A 15,774-nucleotide genomic window follows, 5' to 3' on the forward strand; every position below is an offset into this window, starting at 1 on the left:
CATGACACGGGAAGAACCGCTCTCCCCGCGCGACATCGCCGTCCTGGCCATCGCCGCCCGCACCTGGACCGGACCGGGACCGCGCGAACGGGCGATACGCGAACGCCTCGGCATGTCCCCGACCGCGTACTTCCAGCTCCTCAACGCCCTGCTGGACGACCCCCGGGCCGTCGCCCACGACCCGGTGACGGTCAACCGGCTGCGCAAGGAGCGCGACGCCCGCCGCGACCTGCGCTGACGGCTCGCGCGGGGCGCGCGTGCGACCGTACGCCGGGCATGCGCCCGGGGGACGCGGGTAGGGTCGGCTGCATGGCCTCCGCCGACATCCCCGCCCCCACCACGCCCGAGGGAAAGGAAGGTCTCGCGGCGCTGCTCGCGCGGCCGGAACGCGCCGTCGTCGCCCTTGACTTCGACGGCACCCTCGCCCCGATCGTGCCCGACCCCGAGCAGGCCCGCGCCCACCCCGGCGCCGTCCCCGCCCTCGTCAGGCTCGCCCCGCACCTCGCCGCCGTCGCCGTCGTCACCGGCCGCCCGGCGGGCGTCGCCGTACGCTACGGCGGCTTCGCCGGGGTCGCGGGACTCGAACACCTCGTCGTGCTCGGCCACTACGGCGCCGAGCGCTGGGACGCGCCCACCGGCTCCGTCCACACCCCCGGCGACCACCCCGGCGTGACCTCGGTCCGCGCCGAGCTGCCCGGCTTCCTCGACCGCAACGGCGCCTGGCGCGGCACCTGGGTCGAGGACAAGGGCCGCGCGGTCGCCGTGCACACCCGCCGCGCCGAGGACCCCGACGCCGCCTTCGAGGCGCTGCGCGGTCCGCTGGCCGAACTCGCCGCCCGGCACGGCCTCATGGTCGAGCCCGGCCGCTTCGTCCTCGAACTGCGCCCGCCCGGCGTGGACAAGGGCGTCGCCCTGGCCGCCTACCTCCGCGAGGTCGGCGCCGGCTCGGTGCTCTACGCGGGTGACGACCTCGGCGACCTCGCCGCCTTCGCCGCCGTCCAGGCCCTGCGCGAGGACGGCCTGCCCGGCCTGCTCGTCGCCAGCGCCGCACCCGAGACGCCCGAGGAAGTCCTCCGCGCCGCCGACCTCGCGGTCCCCGGGCCCGAGGGCGTCGTCTCCCTCCTCGACGCCCTCGCGGACGCCCTGGACTGAGCCCGGACCCGGTGCTCAGCCGTCCAGGGCGTGCAACTGGTCCAGGAACCAGCGGGACGGGGGGAGCGCGGTGGCCGCGTCGGCGAGGCGCTTGGTGCGCTCGGCGCGGTCCGCCTCCGGGAGGGTGAGGGCCGTGTGCAGGGCGGCGGCGGTCTCGCGGATGTCGTACGGGTTGACGACGATCGCGTCGTCGCCCAGCTCGGCGAAGGCGCCCGCCTCGCGGGACAGCACCAGGGCCACCCCGTTGTCGGAGACGACGGGGACCTCCTTGGCGACGAGGTTCATGCCGTCCCTGATCGGGTTGACCAGGGCCACGTCGGCGAGCCGGTAGGCGGCCAGGGAGCGGGCGAAGTCGTCGTCGACCTTGAGCAGGACCGGCTGCCAGTCGGGCGTGCCGAATTCGGCGTTGATCTCCTCGGCCAGCCGGGCGACCCCCTCGGTGTACTCGCGGTAGACCGCGAGATCCTGCCGGGAGGGGTAGGCGAAGGCGACGTGGACGACCCGGCTGAGCCATTCGGGGTGCTCCTGGAGGAGCTGCCGGTAGGCGAGCAGGCCGCGCACGATGTTCTTGGACAGTTCCGTACGGTCCACGCGCACGATGAGCTTGCGGTCAGGACCCGTCTCCGACCGCAGCCGGGTGATGCGCTCGGCGACGTCCGGGCGGTGCGAGCGCTCGCGCAGGAAGTCGCCGTCGGCGCCGAGGCCGTGCACGCCGAGCCGGGTCGTACGGCCGCGGTGGGTGACCGCCCGGCCGTCGTCGGAGAGCGTGGCGCCCAGCACGCTGACGCAGCACGCGGCGAAGGCGTCGGCCCAGCGGCGGGTCAGGAACGCGGCGCGGTCCGCGCCGAGGATGCCTTCGAGCAGTTCTGCGGCGATGTCGTCGGGCAGCAGCCGGAAGTAGTCCGGCGGCGCCCACGGGGTGTGCGTGAAGTGGCCGATCCGCAGGTCGGGGCGGCGGGCCCGGAGCAGCGCCGGGACCAGCGACAGGTGGTAGTCCTGCACCAGGACGTGCGCGCCGTCCGCCGCCTCCTCCGCCAGCGCCTCGGCGAACGCCTCGTTGTACGCCTCGTACGCCGCCCACTGGCCGCGGAAGTCCTCGTCGAAGAGCGGCTCGAACGGCGTCTGGTAGAGCAGGTGGTGGACGAACCACAGCACCGAGTTGGCGATGTCGTTGTACGCGGCCTCGAAGACGCTCTCCTCGACGGCGATCATCCGGGCGCCCGGCTCGCCGACCCCGCGCCGTACCGCCTCACGGTCGCCCTCGCCCAGGGCCGCGCACACCCACACCGCGTCCGCCTCGGGGCCGATCGCGCTCAGGCCCGACACCAGGCCGCCGCCGCCGCGTCTGCTGCTCAGCTCCCCGTCGTCCCCCAGCGCATACGAAACCGGCCCCCGATTCGAAGCGACCAGAATCCGTGCCGCACGCGTTTCGACCATGCCGCCAGCCTAGCCGCGTGGGCTCCGCCCCAAACGTCCCGGACCCTCCTCCTGCGCGGGAGATCGCGCCGGTCAGCCCCGCGGCCCTGGGGGCACAGGCGCCTGGTGGGGGAGCCGTCAGGCGGCGCGGCGGGCGAGGTATTCGGGGAGGTGAGCCATGGGCGGGCGTTCGTCGACGTCGACGGGGTGGGTGAGCGGGGTGAACCCCCCGGAGGGGTCCCGGTGGAACTGGGTGAGGCGGGGGCGGACCAGGGGCGCCCGGGACAGCCGCAGGCTCGCCGTGCGATAGATGGCGGCCGACATCCGCCCGAGCGCCTGCCCGTCCTGATGCCGGTGGTGCCGGACGCCCACGTCCACCTGCCCGAGCGCGTCGAGCCCCGCCAGGGACAGGGCGTCGATGAGCATGCCCAGCTCCACGCCGTACCCGACGGGGAACGGCAGCCGCTCCAGCAGCGAGCGCCGCGCCGCGTACTCCCCGCCCAGCGGCTGGACGAAGCCCGCCAGCCGCGGCCAGTGCAGATTGAGCAGCGGCCGGGCGACCAGCTCGGTGACCCGGCCGCCGCCCGCCGGCACCACCGCGCCGCCGGTCTCCAGCGGCCGGTCGTACATCGCCTTGACCAGCTCCACGTCCGGCTCGGTGAGCAGCGGCCCGACGATCCCCGACACGAAGCGCGAGTCGAACGAGCGCAGGTCCGCGTCCACGAAGCAGACGATCTCGCCGCTGGTGACCAGCAGCGACCGCCACAGCACCTCGCCCTTGCCGGGCAGCGTGGGCAGCCGCGGCAGGATCGCGTCGCGCTGCACCACCCGCGCTCCGGCCCGCGCCGCGACCTGCGCCGTACGGTCGCGGGAGCCGGAGTCGACCACGATCAGCTCGTCGACCAGCGGCACCTCGTCGGTCATCAGGTCGCGGCGGATCGCCGCGACGATCTCGCCGACCGTCGCCTCCTCGTCGAGCGCGGGCAGCACCACGCTGACCGTGCCCTGCGGCCCCGCCGCCCGCTTCGCGGCGAGCAGCAGGTCGAGCGGCCGGTCGGCGGCGGACCAGGACCGCCGCTCCAGCCACCGCTCCACCTCATCGAGCACGGTCCCGTCCCCTTTTCGTACGGTGGAAGTGCGCCGGACGGCCGCCCCAGCGGCCATCTCGCCGTTCGGACGACTATCTCAACTGTCACGCTTGTCGGTTACAGTCTTGAACAACGCGTATGACCGCCGCATGCCGGGGGTCGTAGCGCGGGACAAACGCGTCGCCGCCGCACTGAAGGCGGGCAGGCGCCATACCGCTCATCCAGAGGGGCAGAGGGAACGGCCCGTTGAAGCCCCGGCAACCCTCCCGCCGACCGCGAGGTCACACGGTGGGGAAGGTGCCAATTCCGTCTTGTGGCGACGTACGTCACAAGGAAGATGAGGAGAAAGGGCCTCGCCATCATGGCTGTGCAGACCGTCGCCAGCACCCACGACAGCACCAGCACCCCCCCCTTCGGACCGGCCTCCGCGCTGTCCTGCCGGGAGTGCGGCACCCGCTTCCCGCTGAGCCCGATCTTCGCCTGCGAGGAGTGTTTCGGGCCCCTCGAAGTGGCGTACGACCTGCCGCTCGGCGACCCCGAGTCGCTGCGCAAGCGGATCGAGGCGGGACCCACCAGCATCTGGCGGTACGCGCCGCTGCTGCCGGTCCCCGCCGACGTCACCGACAAGCCCAACCTCCACCCGGGCTGGACCAAGCTCGTCAAGGCCGACAACCTCGCCCGTGAACTGGGCATCACCGGCGGCCTGCACATCAAGGACGACTCCGGCAACCCGACGCACTCCTTCAAGGACCGTGTCGTCGCCATCGCCCTGGAGGCCGCCCGCACCTTCGGCCTCACCACGCTCTCCTGCTCCTCCACCGGCAACCTCGCGGGCGCCGTCGGCGCCGCCGCCGCGCGCGCCGGTTTCCGCTCCTGCGTGTTCATCCCGCACGACCTGGAGGCGGGCAAGGTCGTCATGGCCGCGGTCTACGGCGGCGAACTGGTCGGCATCGAGGGCTCGTACGACGACGTGAACCGCTTCTGCTCCGAGCTGATCGGCGACCCGATCGGCGAGGGCTGGGGCTTCGTCAACGTCAATCTGCGGCCCTACTACGGCGAGGGCTCCAAGACCCTGGCGTACGAGATCTGCGAACAGCTCGGCTGGCGCATCCCCGACAACCTGGTGATCCCGATCGCGTCCGGCTCCCAGCTCACCAAGATCGACAAGGGCCTGCGTGAGCTGATCAAGCTCGGCCTGGTCGAGGACAAGCCGTACAAGATCTACGGCGCCCAGGCCGAGGGCTGCTCGCCGGTCTCGGCGGCGTTCAAGGCGGGGCACGACGTGGTGCGGCCGGTGAAGCCGGACACCATCGCCAAGTCGCTGGCGATCGGCAACCCGGCGGACGGCCCGTACGTGCTGGACATCGCCCGGCGGACCGGCGGCGCGGTCGACGACGTGAACGACGAGCAGGTCGTGGACGCGATCAAGCTGCTCGCGCGCACCGAGGGGATCTTCGCGGAGACCGCGGGCGGGGTGACGGTGGGGGTGCTGAAGAAGCTGATCGAGACCGGGCAGCTCGACCCGGCCGCCGAGACCGTCGTCCTCAACACCGGCGACGGACTGAAGACCCTGGACGCGGTGGCACCGACCACCGGCCCGACCGCCACCATCCGCCCGACCCTTGACGCGTTCCGAGAGGCTGGCCTCGCATGAGTGCTTCTGTACGTATCCCCACCATTCTCCGCACCTACACCGGCGGCCAGGCCGAGGTTCCGGCCGAGGGCGGCACGCTGGCCGAGGTGATCGACTCGCTGGAGAAGAATCACGCGGGCATTTCGGCGCGCGTTCTCGACGACACCGGAAAACTCCGTCGTTTCGTGAACGTCTATGTCAACGACGACGATGTTCGCTTTTCCGACGGTCTCGCCACCGCTGTCCCCGACGGTGCGAGCGTTTCGATCATTCCGGCGGTAGCGGGCGGCTGATCAACTTCTCGTAACGGCCTGGCTACACCTGCCGTTTTGTGCCCCGTTCACCCTTTTGCGGTGGATGGGGCACAGTGCTGTCCGGGGGTCGGACCTGGCCGAACGGCCGTGTCCTGGGCGGTAGTTGAAAGGTTGTACTGTTGCCACGGGCAAGTTGCCGCCGCGAACGGTCGGTGCGGCGATTTATCGCCAAATTCACGTGTGGATTGTCGCTTAGGCGACGTATGTCCGGTCCGAGATGCCCTGCCATAGCGCCCTATTCTGGTGTATTTCCGATCGGTCGCTCCCCGAATTCTCGTCCGATTGACCTGTTGCAGAGGGCATCCGTGCAGATACATTCAGCCGCGGTCGACGCGTTCCGGCGCACACCACCAGGGATCCCCTGTCGCTCAGGCAACGGCTTCCCCGGCGGTGAGTTCTGACCCGGACCCGCGGAGTGCGGGGCCGCGATAGGGCCAGTAATAGGGGAGTTAGGAATGGCTCAGGGCACCGTCAAGTGGTTCAACGCGGAGAAGGGCTACGGCTTCATCGCGGTCGACGGTGGTGCGGATGTCTTCGTCCACTACAGCGCGATTCAGATGGACGGTTACCGCACCCTCGAAGAAGGCCAGCGGGTCGAGTTCGAGATCTCGCAGGGTCAGAAGGGGCCGCAGGCGGACATGGTCCGGCTGGCCACCGCCTGACAGCCCGGCGCGCTCGGCGACCGACACGACGCACTCACGCACCAAGGGTCCGTACCTCTTTGAGGGGACGGGCCCTTCGTGCGTGCCCCGGAGTTGTCCACAGGCGCTTGCACTCGATGGGGTCGAGTGCTAATCATTGGCGTTAGCACTCTCCTAGTGAGAGTGCTGAAGGACCGGGTCGGTGAGGCCCGCCCGGCCGCCGGGAAGGAACCGGCGACCAGGTCGGCCGTCCGTCGCGGGCACCACACGGTCCGAGCCGTCGCCCCCTGCTCCGGTGGGGGAACCCCAGTCCGCGGAGGACACTTCACATGGCAAAGATCATCGCGTTCGACGAGGAGGCACGGCGCGGTCTCGAGCGCGGGATGAACCAGCTCGCCGACGCCGTCAAGGTCACCCTCGGCCCGAAGGGCCGCAACGTCGTCCTCGAGAAGAAGTGGGGCGCCCCCACGATCACCAACGATGGTGTGTCCATCGCCAAGGAGATCGAGCTCGAGGACCCGTACGAGAAGATCGGCGCCGAGCTGGTCAAGGAGGTCGCGAAGAAGACCGACGACGTCGCGGGTGACGGCACCACCACCGCGACCGTCCTGGCCCAGGCCCTGGTCAAGGAAGGCCTGCGCAACGTCGCGGCCGGCGCCAACCCGATGGCCCTCAAGCGCGGCATCGAGAAGGCCGTCGAGGCCGTCTCCGCCGCTCTGCTGGAGCAGGCCAAGGACGTGGAGACCAAGGAGCAGATCGCTTCGACCGCCTCCATCTCCGCCGCCGACACCCAGATCGGCGAGCTGATCGCCGAGGCCATGGACAAGGTCGGCAAGGAAGGCGTCATCACCGTCGAGGAGTCGCAGACCTTCGGGCTCGAGCTCGAGCTCACCGAGGGCATGCGCTTCGACAAGGGCTTCATCTCCGCCTACTTCGCGACCGACCTGGAGCGTATGGAGGCGTCGCTCGACGACCCGTACATCCTGATCGTCAACTCCAAGATCTCCTCGGTGAAGGACCTGCTCCCGCTGCTGGAGAAGGTCATGCAGTCCGGCAAGCCGCTGCTGATCATCGCCGAGGACGTCGAGGGCGAGGCCCTGTCGACCCTGGTGGTCAACAAGATCCGCGGCACCTTCAAGTCCGTCGCCGTCAAGGCGCCCGGCTTCGGTGACCGCCGCAAGGCCATGCTCGGCGACATCGCCATCCTCACCGGTGGCACCGTCATCTCCGAAGAGGTCGGCCTCAAGCTGGAGAACGCGGGCCTGGACCTGCTCGGCCGCGCCCGTACCGTCGTCATCACCAAGGACGAGACCACCATCGTCGACGGTGCCGGTGACAGCGACCAGGTCGCCGGGCGGGTCAACCAGATCCGCGCCGAGATCGACAACAGCGACTCGGACTACGACCGCGAGAAGCTCCAGGAGCGCCTGGCGAAGCTGGCCGGCGGCGTGGCCGTCATCAAGGCCGGCGCCGCCACCGAGGTCGAGCTCAAGGAGCGCAAGCACCGCATCGAGGACGCGGTGCGCAACGCGAAGGCCGCCGTGGAAGAGGGCATCGTCGCCGGTGGCGGCGTGGCCCTGCTCCAGGCGACCGCGGTCTTCGAGAAGCTGGAGCTCGAGGGCGACGAGGCGACCGGTGCCAACGCCGTGAAGCTCGCGCTGGAGGCCCCGCTGAAGCAGATCGCCGTCAACGGTGGTCTCGAAGGCGGCGTCATCGTCGAGAAGGTGCGCAACCTGCCCGTCGGCCACGGCCTCAACGCCGCGACCGGTGAGTACGTCGACATGATCGCCGAGGGCATCATCGACCCGGCGAAGGTCACGCGCTCCGCGCTCCAGAACGCGGCCTCCATCGCCGCGCTGTTCCTCACCACCGAGGCCGTCATCGCCGACAAGCCGGAGAAGGCCGCCCCCGGCGGCGCTCCGGGCGGCATGCCCGGCGGTGACATGGACTTCTGATCCACGGGGCGCGAGCCCGGATCAGCAGGACCGCACGACGGCACCCCCCGGTCACCCGGGGGGTGCCGTCTTTGTGTTCGGTGCATTGTTCGGAACAATTCACCAAGACTGCCCCAAAACGGGGCAATTTTGAATTACCGTCAGATGCCGGTAGCAGGACAAGTACGGGGGGTACCGGGGTCAAACCTGCTGCTAGGCTCTCATTGCTTGGCAAGTGTCATGCGCAAGTGTTCCGCATTTTTGTTCGGATTTGAAAGAGATTCCGCAAATGGCGGCCCCTCGCCTGAAGAGAGCCTCATGACGTCCTACTTACATGATCCAGCACTTTGGGGCCTGATCGCAGGTACTCCTGTCGCCGCGACCGCGATTGCGCTCAGCCGGAAAACTAATGCGAAGCTCCGTGCCGCGCTCGCCGAGCAGTCGGCGCGCCGCGCCTCCCTGGAAGTCGGCCGCGAGCAGATCGTGGATGAGGCCAGACGCCGGGCCGAGGAGGGCACCAAGAGCGTGCTCAAGGCCGCCATGCGGACCCTCCAGGGTCTGGCGGGCGAGCAGCAGGTCGCCATCGCCAAGCTCCAGCGGGAGAACGGTGAGCACGCGGCGCTCCAGGGCCTGTTGGACGTGGACCACGGCAACGCGCAGTTCACCCGGCGCGCCCAGTCCATAGCCGTGCTCTGCGACGGCTGGCTCGGCCGCCGCAAGAACGCGGCGTCCGTCTACGACGTGGTCCGCAGCGCCAAGGGCCGCATCCGGCATTTCACGCGCGTGGAAATCCGTTCGCAGAGCAATTTCGCGGTGGTGAGCCGCGCGGTCGAACCGGTCGCACTCGCCCTTTCTGAACTGCTCGACAACGCCACGAGTTATTCGGCCCCTGAAACGTCCATCGAAATCAATATCCAGCCCGTGCCCAAGGGCGTCTGCATCGTCGTCGACGACGCGGGTGTCGGCATGAGCGACGAAGAGAAGACGCTGGCGGGAGAACTCCTCACCGGCCAGCGCACTCCGGGTGTTTCCGGCCTCGGAAATCCGCCGCAATTCGGTTTCGCGGTGATCGGCGTACTCGCCAACCGTTACGGATTCAGCGTCTCGGTGGATTCCACCTCGCCGTACGGCGGAGTGCGCGCCGTGCTGCTGCTCCCCGACGAACTCCTCACCACCACCATCGAGCCCGAGGAGACTCCCGTCGTGGGTGAAGCGTCCGAGCCGGTGGAGCAGAGCGCACCCGAGCCGGTGGTGCCCGCCACCACCTTCGGCGGCCTGCCCAAGCGGCGGCGCTTCCGGCACCCGATCTCGATAGTGCCCACGGCCGAGGAGCGGTCCGACGACAGAACCGGTGACAGAGCCGGGGACAGAGTCGAGCGGGCGCCCGAGCCGGTGCGCGACAGTCACGAAGTCGCCTCCCGCATGGGCGCGTTCCAGCGGGGCACTCAGTCCGGCCGCCGTTCCATCGGCGCGAGCAGCGAAGGGCAGGACGCCCAATGAGCCCAATGATCGGAAGAGATCTGTCGTGGATGCTCGACAGCGCCCTTGAGGTGCCCGAGGCCCGGCACGCGATCCTGGTGTCGGCCGACGGCCTGCTGATGGCCCGCTCCAACGAGGTCGGCAGGGACCACGCCGACACCGTCGCGGCGGCGATGAGCGGCATGCAGTCGCTGAGCCGTACGGTGTCCGACTTCGTCGGCGGCGACGACCACCGCCAGGAGTGGCGGCAGACCCTGGTGGAGTTCGACCACGGCTGGGTCTTCCTCATCTCGGCAGGTGAAGGCGCCTATCTCGCGGTCTCCGCGTCCCCGGACGCGGACCTCGCGGAGATCACCTTCCGGATGCAGCAGCTCGTCGGCCAACTCGGCAAGGTGCTGACCACACCTCCTCGCGAGAACGCTGACGTCAATTGACGGGCGAACCGGAGCTGGAGTTAGAAGCCACGGAATTAGTGCGTCCGTATGTGATCACCAACGGTCGCGAGCTTCCGGTCGACGGCGGCTTCACGATGATCACACTGGTCGCCGTATCCGAAAACGCGCCCCGGACAAGGGTTCTTGATCCCGAGAAGCTGCGGGTGATGGAACTGTGCTCGGGCGGTTATCTCGCGGTCGCGGAGATCGCCGCGCACACCGGGCTGCCGATGGGCGTGGTCAAGATCCTTCTGTCGGATCTGGTGGAGGACGGGTATCTGCTCGCGCGGGCACCCGTTCCCCGCGCGCAGTTGGTCGAGAGGGAACTGCTGGAGGAGGTGCTGCATGGGCTCCGGGCTCGCTTCGGATAGGGACAGTGCTCCCCAGACGCCGCGCGACAACGTCTATCTGCCCAGTTCGGTACGGACGGTCGCCAAGATCCTCGTGGTCGGGCACTTCGCCGTGGGCAAGACGACGTTCATCGGCACCATGTCGGAGATCCCGCCGCTGCGCACCGAGGAAGTGATGACGCAGGCCAGCGCGGACATCGACGACCTCAGGGGCGCGCCCAACAAGACCACCACCACGGTCGCGATGGACTTCGGCCGGCTGACCCTCAGCGACGAACTGGTGCTGTACATGTTCGGTACGCCGGGCCAGCAGCGGTTCGTGCGGCTGTGGGAGGACCTGTCGCGCGGCGCGCTCGGCGCGCTCGTGCTGGTCGACCCGCTCCGGCTCCAGGAGTCCTTCCCCGTGATGGACCTCGTGGAGCGGCACGGTCTGCCGTACGCCATCGCCGTGAACCGCTTCGACGGTGCGCCCCCGCACTCGCTCGAAGAGGTGCGCGAGGCGCTGGATCTGCTTCCCGAGACCCCGGTGGTCTCGTGCGACGCACGCGACGAGCGGTCATCGGCGGGTTCACTGATCGCTCTGGTGCAGTATTTGCAGTCTCGCCTCAACTAGTAGGTCACCGCAGGTAGTTCAGGTAGCTCAGGTATTTCAACGAGGAGCACAGGCATGCAGACCCCTCCGGACTTCCAGGCCCCGCCGCCCGGCTGCCCCGCGCACGACAGCGGCCAGAGTGTGCCGCTGTACGGCCCGGAGTTCGCCGCCGCTCCGGAGGCGTTCTACTCCTACATGCGGCAGTTCGGCCCGAGTGCTCCGGTGGAGCTGGCGCCGGGGGTGGAGGCCGAACTCGTCACGGACTACACCGAGGCGCTGCGGGTCCTCCAGAACCCGGGCACCTTCGCCCGCGACTCGCGCCGCTGGCGCGCGATGAACGAGGGTCAGATACCGGCGGACAGTCCGGTGATGGGGATGATGGCCTACCGGCCGAATCTGCTGTTCTCCGACGGCGCCGAGCACATGCGGCTGCGGCAGGCGGCGACCGACAGCCTGGCCATGGTCGACTCGCACCGGCTGAGCCGGCACGTCGACCAGGTCGCCTCGTATCTGATCAGCCAGTTCAGCGCCAAGGGGCGGGCCGACCTGGTCGCCGACTACGCGCAGCAGGTGCCGCTGCTGGTCTTCAACGACCTCTTCGGCTGCACCGAGGACATCGGCAACCGGCTGGTGTTCGGGATCTCCGGCATCTTCGATGGCATCGATGTCGAGAAGTCGCTGGAGGTGCTGACCGGGGCGCTGGTCGAACTGGTCGAGCTGAAGCGGACCACGCCGGGCGAGGACATCACCTCCTGGATGATGCAGCACCGCTCCGCGCTGACCACCGAGGAGATGATCCACCAGCTCTTCCCGATGATCGCCGCGGGTACCGAGCCGGTGCAGAACATGATCTCCAGCGCGCTGCGGCTGCTGCTGTCCGACGACAAGTACGCCGACAGCCAGCACATGGCGGGCCTGCTGGTCGAGGACGCGCTCAACGACGTGCTGTGGAACTACCCGCCGATGGCCAACTACGGCGTGCACTACCCGGTGCACGACGTGGACCTCGCCGGGATCACGCTGCGCGCGGGCGACCCCGTGGTGATCAGTTACGCGGCGGCCAACACCGACCCGAGCCTGGGCGGCGGCGGCCAGACGATGAGCAAGCGGGCACACCTGGGCTGGGGCGCGGGCCCCCATGTCTGCCCGGCCAAGGACCCGGCCACGCTGATCTCGCTGCGGGCCATCGAGAAGCTGCTCAACACGCTGCCGGACATCGACCTGGCGGTGCCGGTGGAGAGCCTGACCTGGCGTCCGGGTCCCTTCCACCGCGCGCTCACCTCGCTGCCCGCCCGGTTCACCCCGGCGCGGCAGCCGGTCCGCTCGGAGGAGAGCCAGGCGGGCCAGGCCCCGGCCGACCACGGGCAGGGCAAGCCGAAGGCGGCCAGCCGCTGGAGCTCGTTCCTCAACTGGCTCAAGGCGTAACACGCGACGACGCACAAGTCGAAAACCGGCCGACCGTGGCTTTACGGTCGGCCGGTTTCGATAAAGAACGGACCTGGCCGGAAACCATCGCCGACGGTGTGACGCTTGCCACAATTACAAGCAGTGTCCGATCGGATACGCATCTCGTGCCCGGGGTATGCAGGACAGGTCAATCAGGCCTGGCATTGAGGACCAAGGAGAAATGCCGCCATGGTCACACCGTATTCGGTCGCCCCCACCGACCGGCGAAGAGTTGTATCACTTTTTTCCCGACTCCGTAAGCCCGGCGGACAGGAAAGTCCGCTGCCTCTTTACGACGAGCTTCGCTCGATGGGGGATGTCGTCCCGGCGCCCTGGGGTGGCCACCTGGTCACGTCGTTCGGCCTCAGCGACCAGGTGCTGAGGGACCGGTCCTGGCGTGTGACCGACAACGAATGGGCCGCCAGGCAAGGCCAGGGAACGCGCTGGAGCGCGCCTTCCTCACGGCAGATCGGCCAGACTCTGGTCCGGCTCAATCCACCGCATCACACAATGATGCGCCGCTCGGTCGGAAATATGTTCGACCGGAGGGCGCTCGGTGACATTCGGATATCGGTGGAAAAGACGACGGACCGCCTGGTCGGCCGGCTCGCGGAACACCTGCGTGACGGAGTGGCCGATTTTGTGTCACTGGTGAGCGAGGAGCTGCCGGTGCGCACGATAGGAGAGTGGATGGGTTTGCCTTCCGCTGACTTCCCTCTTTTGCGGGACTTGACCCACGCCCAGGTGTTCACCCAGGAGCTGCTGCCCACCCCGAGCCAGCTCGCGATCTCCGACGAAGCCACCGTGACACTGCACCAGTACTTCGCCGCGTTGGTGCGTGAAAGGCGCAGGTCGCCGGGGGACGACCCGGTCTCGCAGTGGCTGCGCACCTGGGACGAACTGGAGCCGGACCGCGACCGCGCCGACGAGGCCGTCTACTACCTCGCGCTGCTGGTGGTGCTCGCCGCCCTGGAGACCACCTCCAATCTGCTGTCCACCATGGCGTGGCTGATCGCCGAGCACCCCCGCCAGATGGGCTGGCTGCGCGCCCACCCGCAGGACATCCCCGGCGCGGTCGAGGAGGTGCTGCGCTACGACCCGCCGATACACGTCGTGACGCGGGTCGCGGGCGACGACATGACGCTCGCGGGCATCGAGGTGCCCAAGGACGAGACCGTCCACCTGATGCTCGCCGCCGCCAACCACGACCCCGCGCAGTACGCCGACCCGCACATCTTCGACATCCGCCGCAAGGTCAGCCACCTCAGCTTCGGCGGCGGCATCCACTACTGCGTCGGCGCCCCGCTGGCCAGGATGGAGGCCACCGCGCTGCTGACCGCGCTGCTCAGGAAGCTGCCGGGACTGAGCGTCCACCGCGACCCCGAGTGGGCGCCGCGGGTCGCCTTCCGGCGGATGACGACACTGACGGTGTCCGACTCCGCGTCCGCCCGCGTACCCGAACAGGCGGGCCCCAGAGACCTGTAGGCCGCACACGGCACGACCGTACGAGAGAACCGGTGGCGAACGACAGCATGATGAACTACTTCAAGGTCCTGCGCGTCAGCCAGGAAGGAGCGCTGCTGCGCGTACGGCTGAACACCCCGGAGACCGGGAACGCCGTCACCGGCCCGGTCCTGGACGAACTGCTCGCCGTACTCCGCTCGGTGCAGGACCACCCCGGCATACGGGTGCTCGAACTCTCCGGCGCCGGCGAGCACTTCTGCCTCGGCGGCGACCGCAGGGAATTCGCCGAGTCGCTGGCCGCCGACCCCACGGGGTCCGGCCTGCGCACCATGGGCAACAAGGCGCGGCAGGTGTGCGAGGCGCTCGCCACGCTCGGCGCCGTCACCGTCGCGCGGGTGCACGGCGACGTGATCGGCGCGGGCGTGGCGCTCGCGATGTTCTGCGACCTGCGGGTCGGCGCCGACACCAGCCGGTTCCGGCTGCCCGAACTGGCGTTGGGCCTGCCGCCCGCCTGGGGCGGCATCCTGCCCCGGCTGCTCAACGAGGTGGGAGCCGCCCGCATCCGCGAACTCGTCCTCACCGGCGAGGCGTTCGACGCGGTCAGGGCCGTCGAGCTGTCCGTCCTGCACAAGGCCGTGCCCGAGGCCGAGCTGGACGCCGCCGTCGACCAGTGGGCGCGGCCGATGCTCCGCCGCTCCCCGGCCGCGCTGCGCGCCGCCAAGACGATGCTCAACGCGTACGGCGGCGCCCACCGCCTGGCGGACGCCACCCTCTTCGACGGCGAATGGCTGGCCTCGGTGCTGATGGCGGCCGAGTCCGCCAAGCGCCCGTGAACTCCCGTTCCCGCGCGGCTACTTCGGCGCGGCCTCCAGCGCCTGCCGCAGGTGGCCGCCCGACTCCGTCAGCAGCCGGGCCGCCGTGGCCGCGTCCACATGGGCGAGCAGCGTCAAGATGGCGTGCTTGACCTCGCCGTCGGTGGCGGTCAGCGCGTCCTCGATCGCCTCCTCGTCCGCACCGGTGGCCAGCGCGACGATCCGCCGCGAGCGTGCCCGAAGCTTCTCGTTGGAGGCCCGCACGTCGACCATGAGGTTCCCGTACGTCTTGCCGAGCCGGATCATCGTGATGGTCGAGAGCATGTTGAGCACGAGCTTCTGCGCGGTGCCGGACTTCAACCGGGTGGAACCGGCGATCAGTTCGGGCCCGACGACGACCTCGATGCCGTGGTCGGCCGCCGCCGCGAGCGGCGAGTCCGCGTTGCAGGACAGGCCCACGGTGAGCGCCCCGGTGGCGCGCGCGTACTCCACCGCGCCGACCGCGTAGGGCGTGCGCCCGGAGGCGGAGACGCCGACGACGCTGTCGGCCGGGGTCAGTCCGAGTGCGGCGAGGTCGGCGGCGGCCAGCTCCTTGCTGTCCTCCGCGCCCTCGATGGAGGTGATCATCGCGGACGGGCCGCCCGCGATCAGTCCGAGCACCTCGCGTCCCGGCGTGGTGTTGAAGGTCGGCGGGCACTCGCTCGCGTCGAGCACGCCGAGCCTGCCCGCCGTACCGGCGCCCGCGTAGATCAGCCGTCCGCCGCGTTCCATCCGGGCGGCGATCCCGTCGATGGCGGCGGCGATCACGGGCAACTGCCCGGCGACCGCGGCCGGAACGGTGGCGTCCTCACCGTTCATGGTCCGCGCGATCTCCAGGGTGGGCATCCGGTCGATCTCGGCGAGCTCGGGCCGGAACGCCTCGGTGGTGAGGGTCTCCAGCTCGCGGCGCAGCTCGGTGTAGTGCGACATATGCGGCTCGTTCATCCTTCTGCTGTGGGGGTCGTGGAGTGGTGCGGACC

Annotated in this window: 16 protein-coding genes and 1 riboswitch; of the genes, 13 read left to right on the top strand and 3 right to left on the bottom strand. The window is 69.7% G+C overall.

Annotated features, from left to right (window positions below; all coding sequences use genetic code 11):
• Nucleotide 1 precedes the first annotated feature (1 nt).
• Nucleotides 2–238, top strand: a complete 237-nt coding sequence (locus ACFZBB_RS12405) for a DUF3263 domain-containing protein (protein ID WP_391120522.1) — start codon at nucleotides 2–4, stop codon at nucleotides 236–238.
• A 71-nt stretch (nucleotides 239–309) separates the two neighbouring features.
• A complete protein-coding gene (gene otsB, locus ACFZBB_RS12410) occupies nucleotides 310–1,152 on the top strand; it encodes a trehalose-phosphatase (RefSeq protein WP_391043051.1) in 843 nt (280 codons plus the stop codon).
• A 15-nt stretch (nucleotides 1,153–1,167) separates the two neighbouring features.
• Here otsB and ACFZBB_RS12415 read toward each other — a convergent pair whose 3' ends face one another.
• Together ACFZBB_RS12415 and ACFZBB_RS12420 are read right to left on the bottom strand one after the other, a co-directional pair.
• Nucleotides 1,168–2,589, bottom strand: coding sequence for a trehalose-6-phosphate synthase (locus ACFZBB_RS12415; protein WP_391120524.1), 1,422 nt, complete (start codon nucleotides 2,587–2,589; stop codon nucleotides 1,168–1,170).
• Nucleotides 2,590–2,706: 117 nt separating this feature from the next.
• On the bottom strand, nucleotides 2,707–3,675 hold the full coding sequence (locus ACFZBB_RS12420; RefSeq protein WP_391120526.1) for a glucosyl-3-phosphoglycerate synthase: 969 nt from the start codon (nucleotides 3,673–3,675) through the stop codon (nucleotides 2,707–2,709).
• A 195-nt stretch (nucleotides 3,676–3,870) separates the two neighbouring features.
• A riboswitch (SAM riboswitch) is annotated at nucleotides 3,871–4,000 on the top strand.
• Nucleotides 4,001–4,017: 17 nt separating this feature from the next.
• Here ACFZBB_RS12420 and thrC point away from each other — a divergent pair.
• The 11 genes from thrC to ACFZBB_RS12475 all read left to right on the top strand — a co-directional run bounded on the left by thrC (nucleotide 4,018) and on the right by ACFZBB_RS12475 (nucleotide 14,776).
• A complete protein-coding gene (gene thrC / locus ACFZBB_RS12425; RefSeq protein WP_391120528.1) occupies nucleotides 4,018–5,310 on the top strand; it encodes a threonine synthase in 1,293 nt (430 codons plus the stop codon).
• Nucleotides 5,307–5,582: a MoaD/ThiS family protein gene (locus ACFZBB_RS12430; protein ID WP_188285379.1), complete on the top strand. Its 276-nt coding sequence runs from the start codon at nucleotides 5,307–5,309 to the stop codon at nucleotides 5,580–5,582. Before thrC ends, ACFZBB_RS12430 begins: the two co-directional genes overlap by 4 nt.
• Before the next feature lie 476 nt (nucleotides 5,583–6,058).
• The gene (locus tag ACFZBB_RS12435; RefSeq protein ID WP_093715500.1) at nucleotides 6,059–6,265 is read left to right on the top strand and encodes a cold-shock protein; all 207 of its coding nucleotides are present in this window, start codon (nucleotides 6,059–6,061) and stop codon (nucleotides 6,263–6,265) included.
• Between the two features lie 308 nt (nucleotides 6,266–6,573).
• Entirely contained in the window at nucleotides 6,574–8,199 is a 1,626-nt protein-coding gene (gene groL / locus ACFZBB_RS12440; protein WP_188285378.1) for a chaperonin GroEL, read from the top strand.
• 297 nt (nucleotides 8,200–8,496) lie between these two features.
• Nucleotides 8,497–9,678, top strand: a complete 1,182-nt coding sequence (locus ACFZBB_RS12445) for an ATP-binding protein (protein WP_355337346.1) — start codon at nucleotides 8,497–8,499, stop codon at nucleotides 9,676–9,678.
• 8 nt (nucleotides 9,679–9,686) lie between these two features.
• Nucleotides 9,687–10,091 (top strand): roadblock/LC7 domain-containing protein, encoded by a 405-nt coding sequence (locus ACFZBB_RS12450; protein WP_391121086.1) that lies wholly within the window; start codon nucleotides 9,687–9,689, stop codon nucleotides 10,089–10,091.
• Complete coding sequence (locus tag ACFZBB_RS12455) at nucleotides 10,088–10,462, top strand: DUF742 domain-containing protein (RefSeq protein ID WP_355337348.1); 375 nt, start codon at nucleotides 10,088–10,090, stop codon at nucleotides 10,460–10,462. The genes ACFZBB_RS12450 and ACFZBB_RS12455 overlap by 4 nt, the downstream gene beginning before the upstream one ends.
• Nucleotides 10,437–11,054, top strand: coding sequence for an ATP/GTP-binding protein (locus ACFZBB_RS12460; RefSeq protein WP_391120531.1), 618 nt, complete (start codon nucleotides 10,437–10,439; stop codon nucleotides 11,052–11,054). Before ACFZBB_RS12455 ends, ACFZBB_RS12460 begins: the two co-directional genes overlap by 26 nt.
• Before the next feature lie 54 nt (nucleotides 11,055–11,108).
• On the top strand, nucleotides 11,109–12,458 hold the full coding sequence (locus tag ACFZBB_RS12465) for a cytochrome P450 (protein ID WP_391120533.1): 1,350 nt from the start codon (nucleotides 11,109–11,111) through the stop codon (nucleotides 12,456–12,458).
• A 594-nt stretch (nucleotides 12,459–13,052) separates the two neighbouring features.
• Nucleotides 13,053–13,964 (top strand): cytochrome P450, encoded by a 912-nt coding sequence (locus ACFZBB_RS12470; RefSeq protein WP_391120535.1) that lies wholly within the window; start codon nucleotides 13,053–13,055, stop codon nucleotides 13,962–13,964.
• A 47-nt stretch (nucleotides 13,965–14,011) separates the two neighbouring features.
• The gene (locus ACFZBB_RS12475; protein WP_391121089.1) at nucleotides 14,012–14,776 is read left to right on the top strand and encodes an enoyl-CoA hydratase-related protein; all 765 of its coding nucleotides are present in this window, start codon (nucleotides 14,012–14,014) and stop codon (nucleotides 14,774–14,776) included.
• An 18-nt stretch (nucleotides 14,777–14,794) separates the two neighbouring features.
• Here ACFZBB_RS12475 and murQ read toward each other — a convergent pair whose 3' ends face one another.
• Nucleotides 14,795–15,739, bottom strand: coding sequence for an N-acetylmuramic acid 6-phosphate etherase (gene murQ, locus ACFZBB_RS12480; RefSeq protein WP_355337360.1), 945 nt, complete (start codon nucleotides 15,737–15,739; stop codon nucleotides 14,795–14,797).
• Nucleotides 15,740–15,774 lie beyond the last annotated feature (35 nt).

Source organism: Streptomyces sp. NPDC008139, assembly GCF_042957025.1.
Classification (GTDB): Bacteria; Actinomycetota; Actinomycetes; order Streptomycetales; family Streptomycetaceae; genus Actinacidiphila.

Coding starts and splice junctions, on each gene's coding strand:
- ACFZBB_RS12445 (WP_355337346.1), top strand. CDS start 8,497: ATGACGTCCTACTTACATGATCCAGCACTTTGGGGCCTGATCGCAGGT.
- ACFZBB_RS12405 (WP_391120522.1), top strand. CDS start 2: ATGACACGGGAAGAACCGCTCTCCCCGCGCGACATCGCCGTCCTGGCC.
- otsB (WP_391043051.1), top strand. CDS start 310: ATGGCCTCCGCCGACATCCCCGCCCCCACCACGCCCGAGGGAAAGGAA.
- ACFZBB_RS12475 (WP_391121089.1), top strand. CDS start 14,012: ATGATGAACTACTTCAAGGTCCTGCGCGTCAGCCAGGAAGGAGCGCTG.
- ACFZBB_RS12430 (WP_188285379.1), top strand. CDS start 5,307: ATGAGTGCTTCTGTACGTATCCCCACCATTCTCCGCACCTACACCGGC.
- ACFZBB_RS12435 (WP_093715500.1), top strand. CDS start 6,059: ATGGCTCAGGGCACCGTCAAGTGGTTCAACGCGGAGAAGGGCTACGGC.
- ACFZBB_RS12465 (WP_391120533.1), top strand. CDS start 11,109: ATGCAGACCCCTCCGGACTTCCAGGCCCCGCCGCCCGGCTGCCCCGCG.
- thrC (WP_391120528.1), top strand. CDS start 4,018: ATGGCTGTGCAGACCGTCGCCAGCACCCACGACAGCACCAGCACCCCC.
- groL (WP_188285378.1), top strand. CDS start 6,574: ATGGCAAAGATCATCGCGTTCGACGAGGAGGCACGGCGCGGTCTCGAG.
- ACFZBB_RS12415 (WP_391120524.1), bottom strand. CDS start 2,589: ATGGTCGAAACGCGTGCGGCACGGATTCTGGTCGCTTCGAATCGGGGG.
- ACFZBB_RS12460 (WP_391120531.1), top strand. CDS start 10,437: ATGGGCTCCGGGCTCGCTTCGGATAGGGACAGTGCTCCCCAGACGCCG.
- murQ (WP_355337360.1), bottom strand. CDS start 15,739: ATGAACGAGCCGCATATGTCGCACTACACCGAGCTGCGCCGCGAGCTG.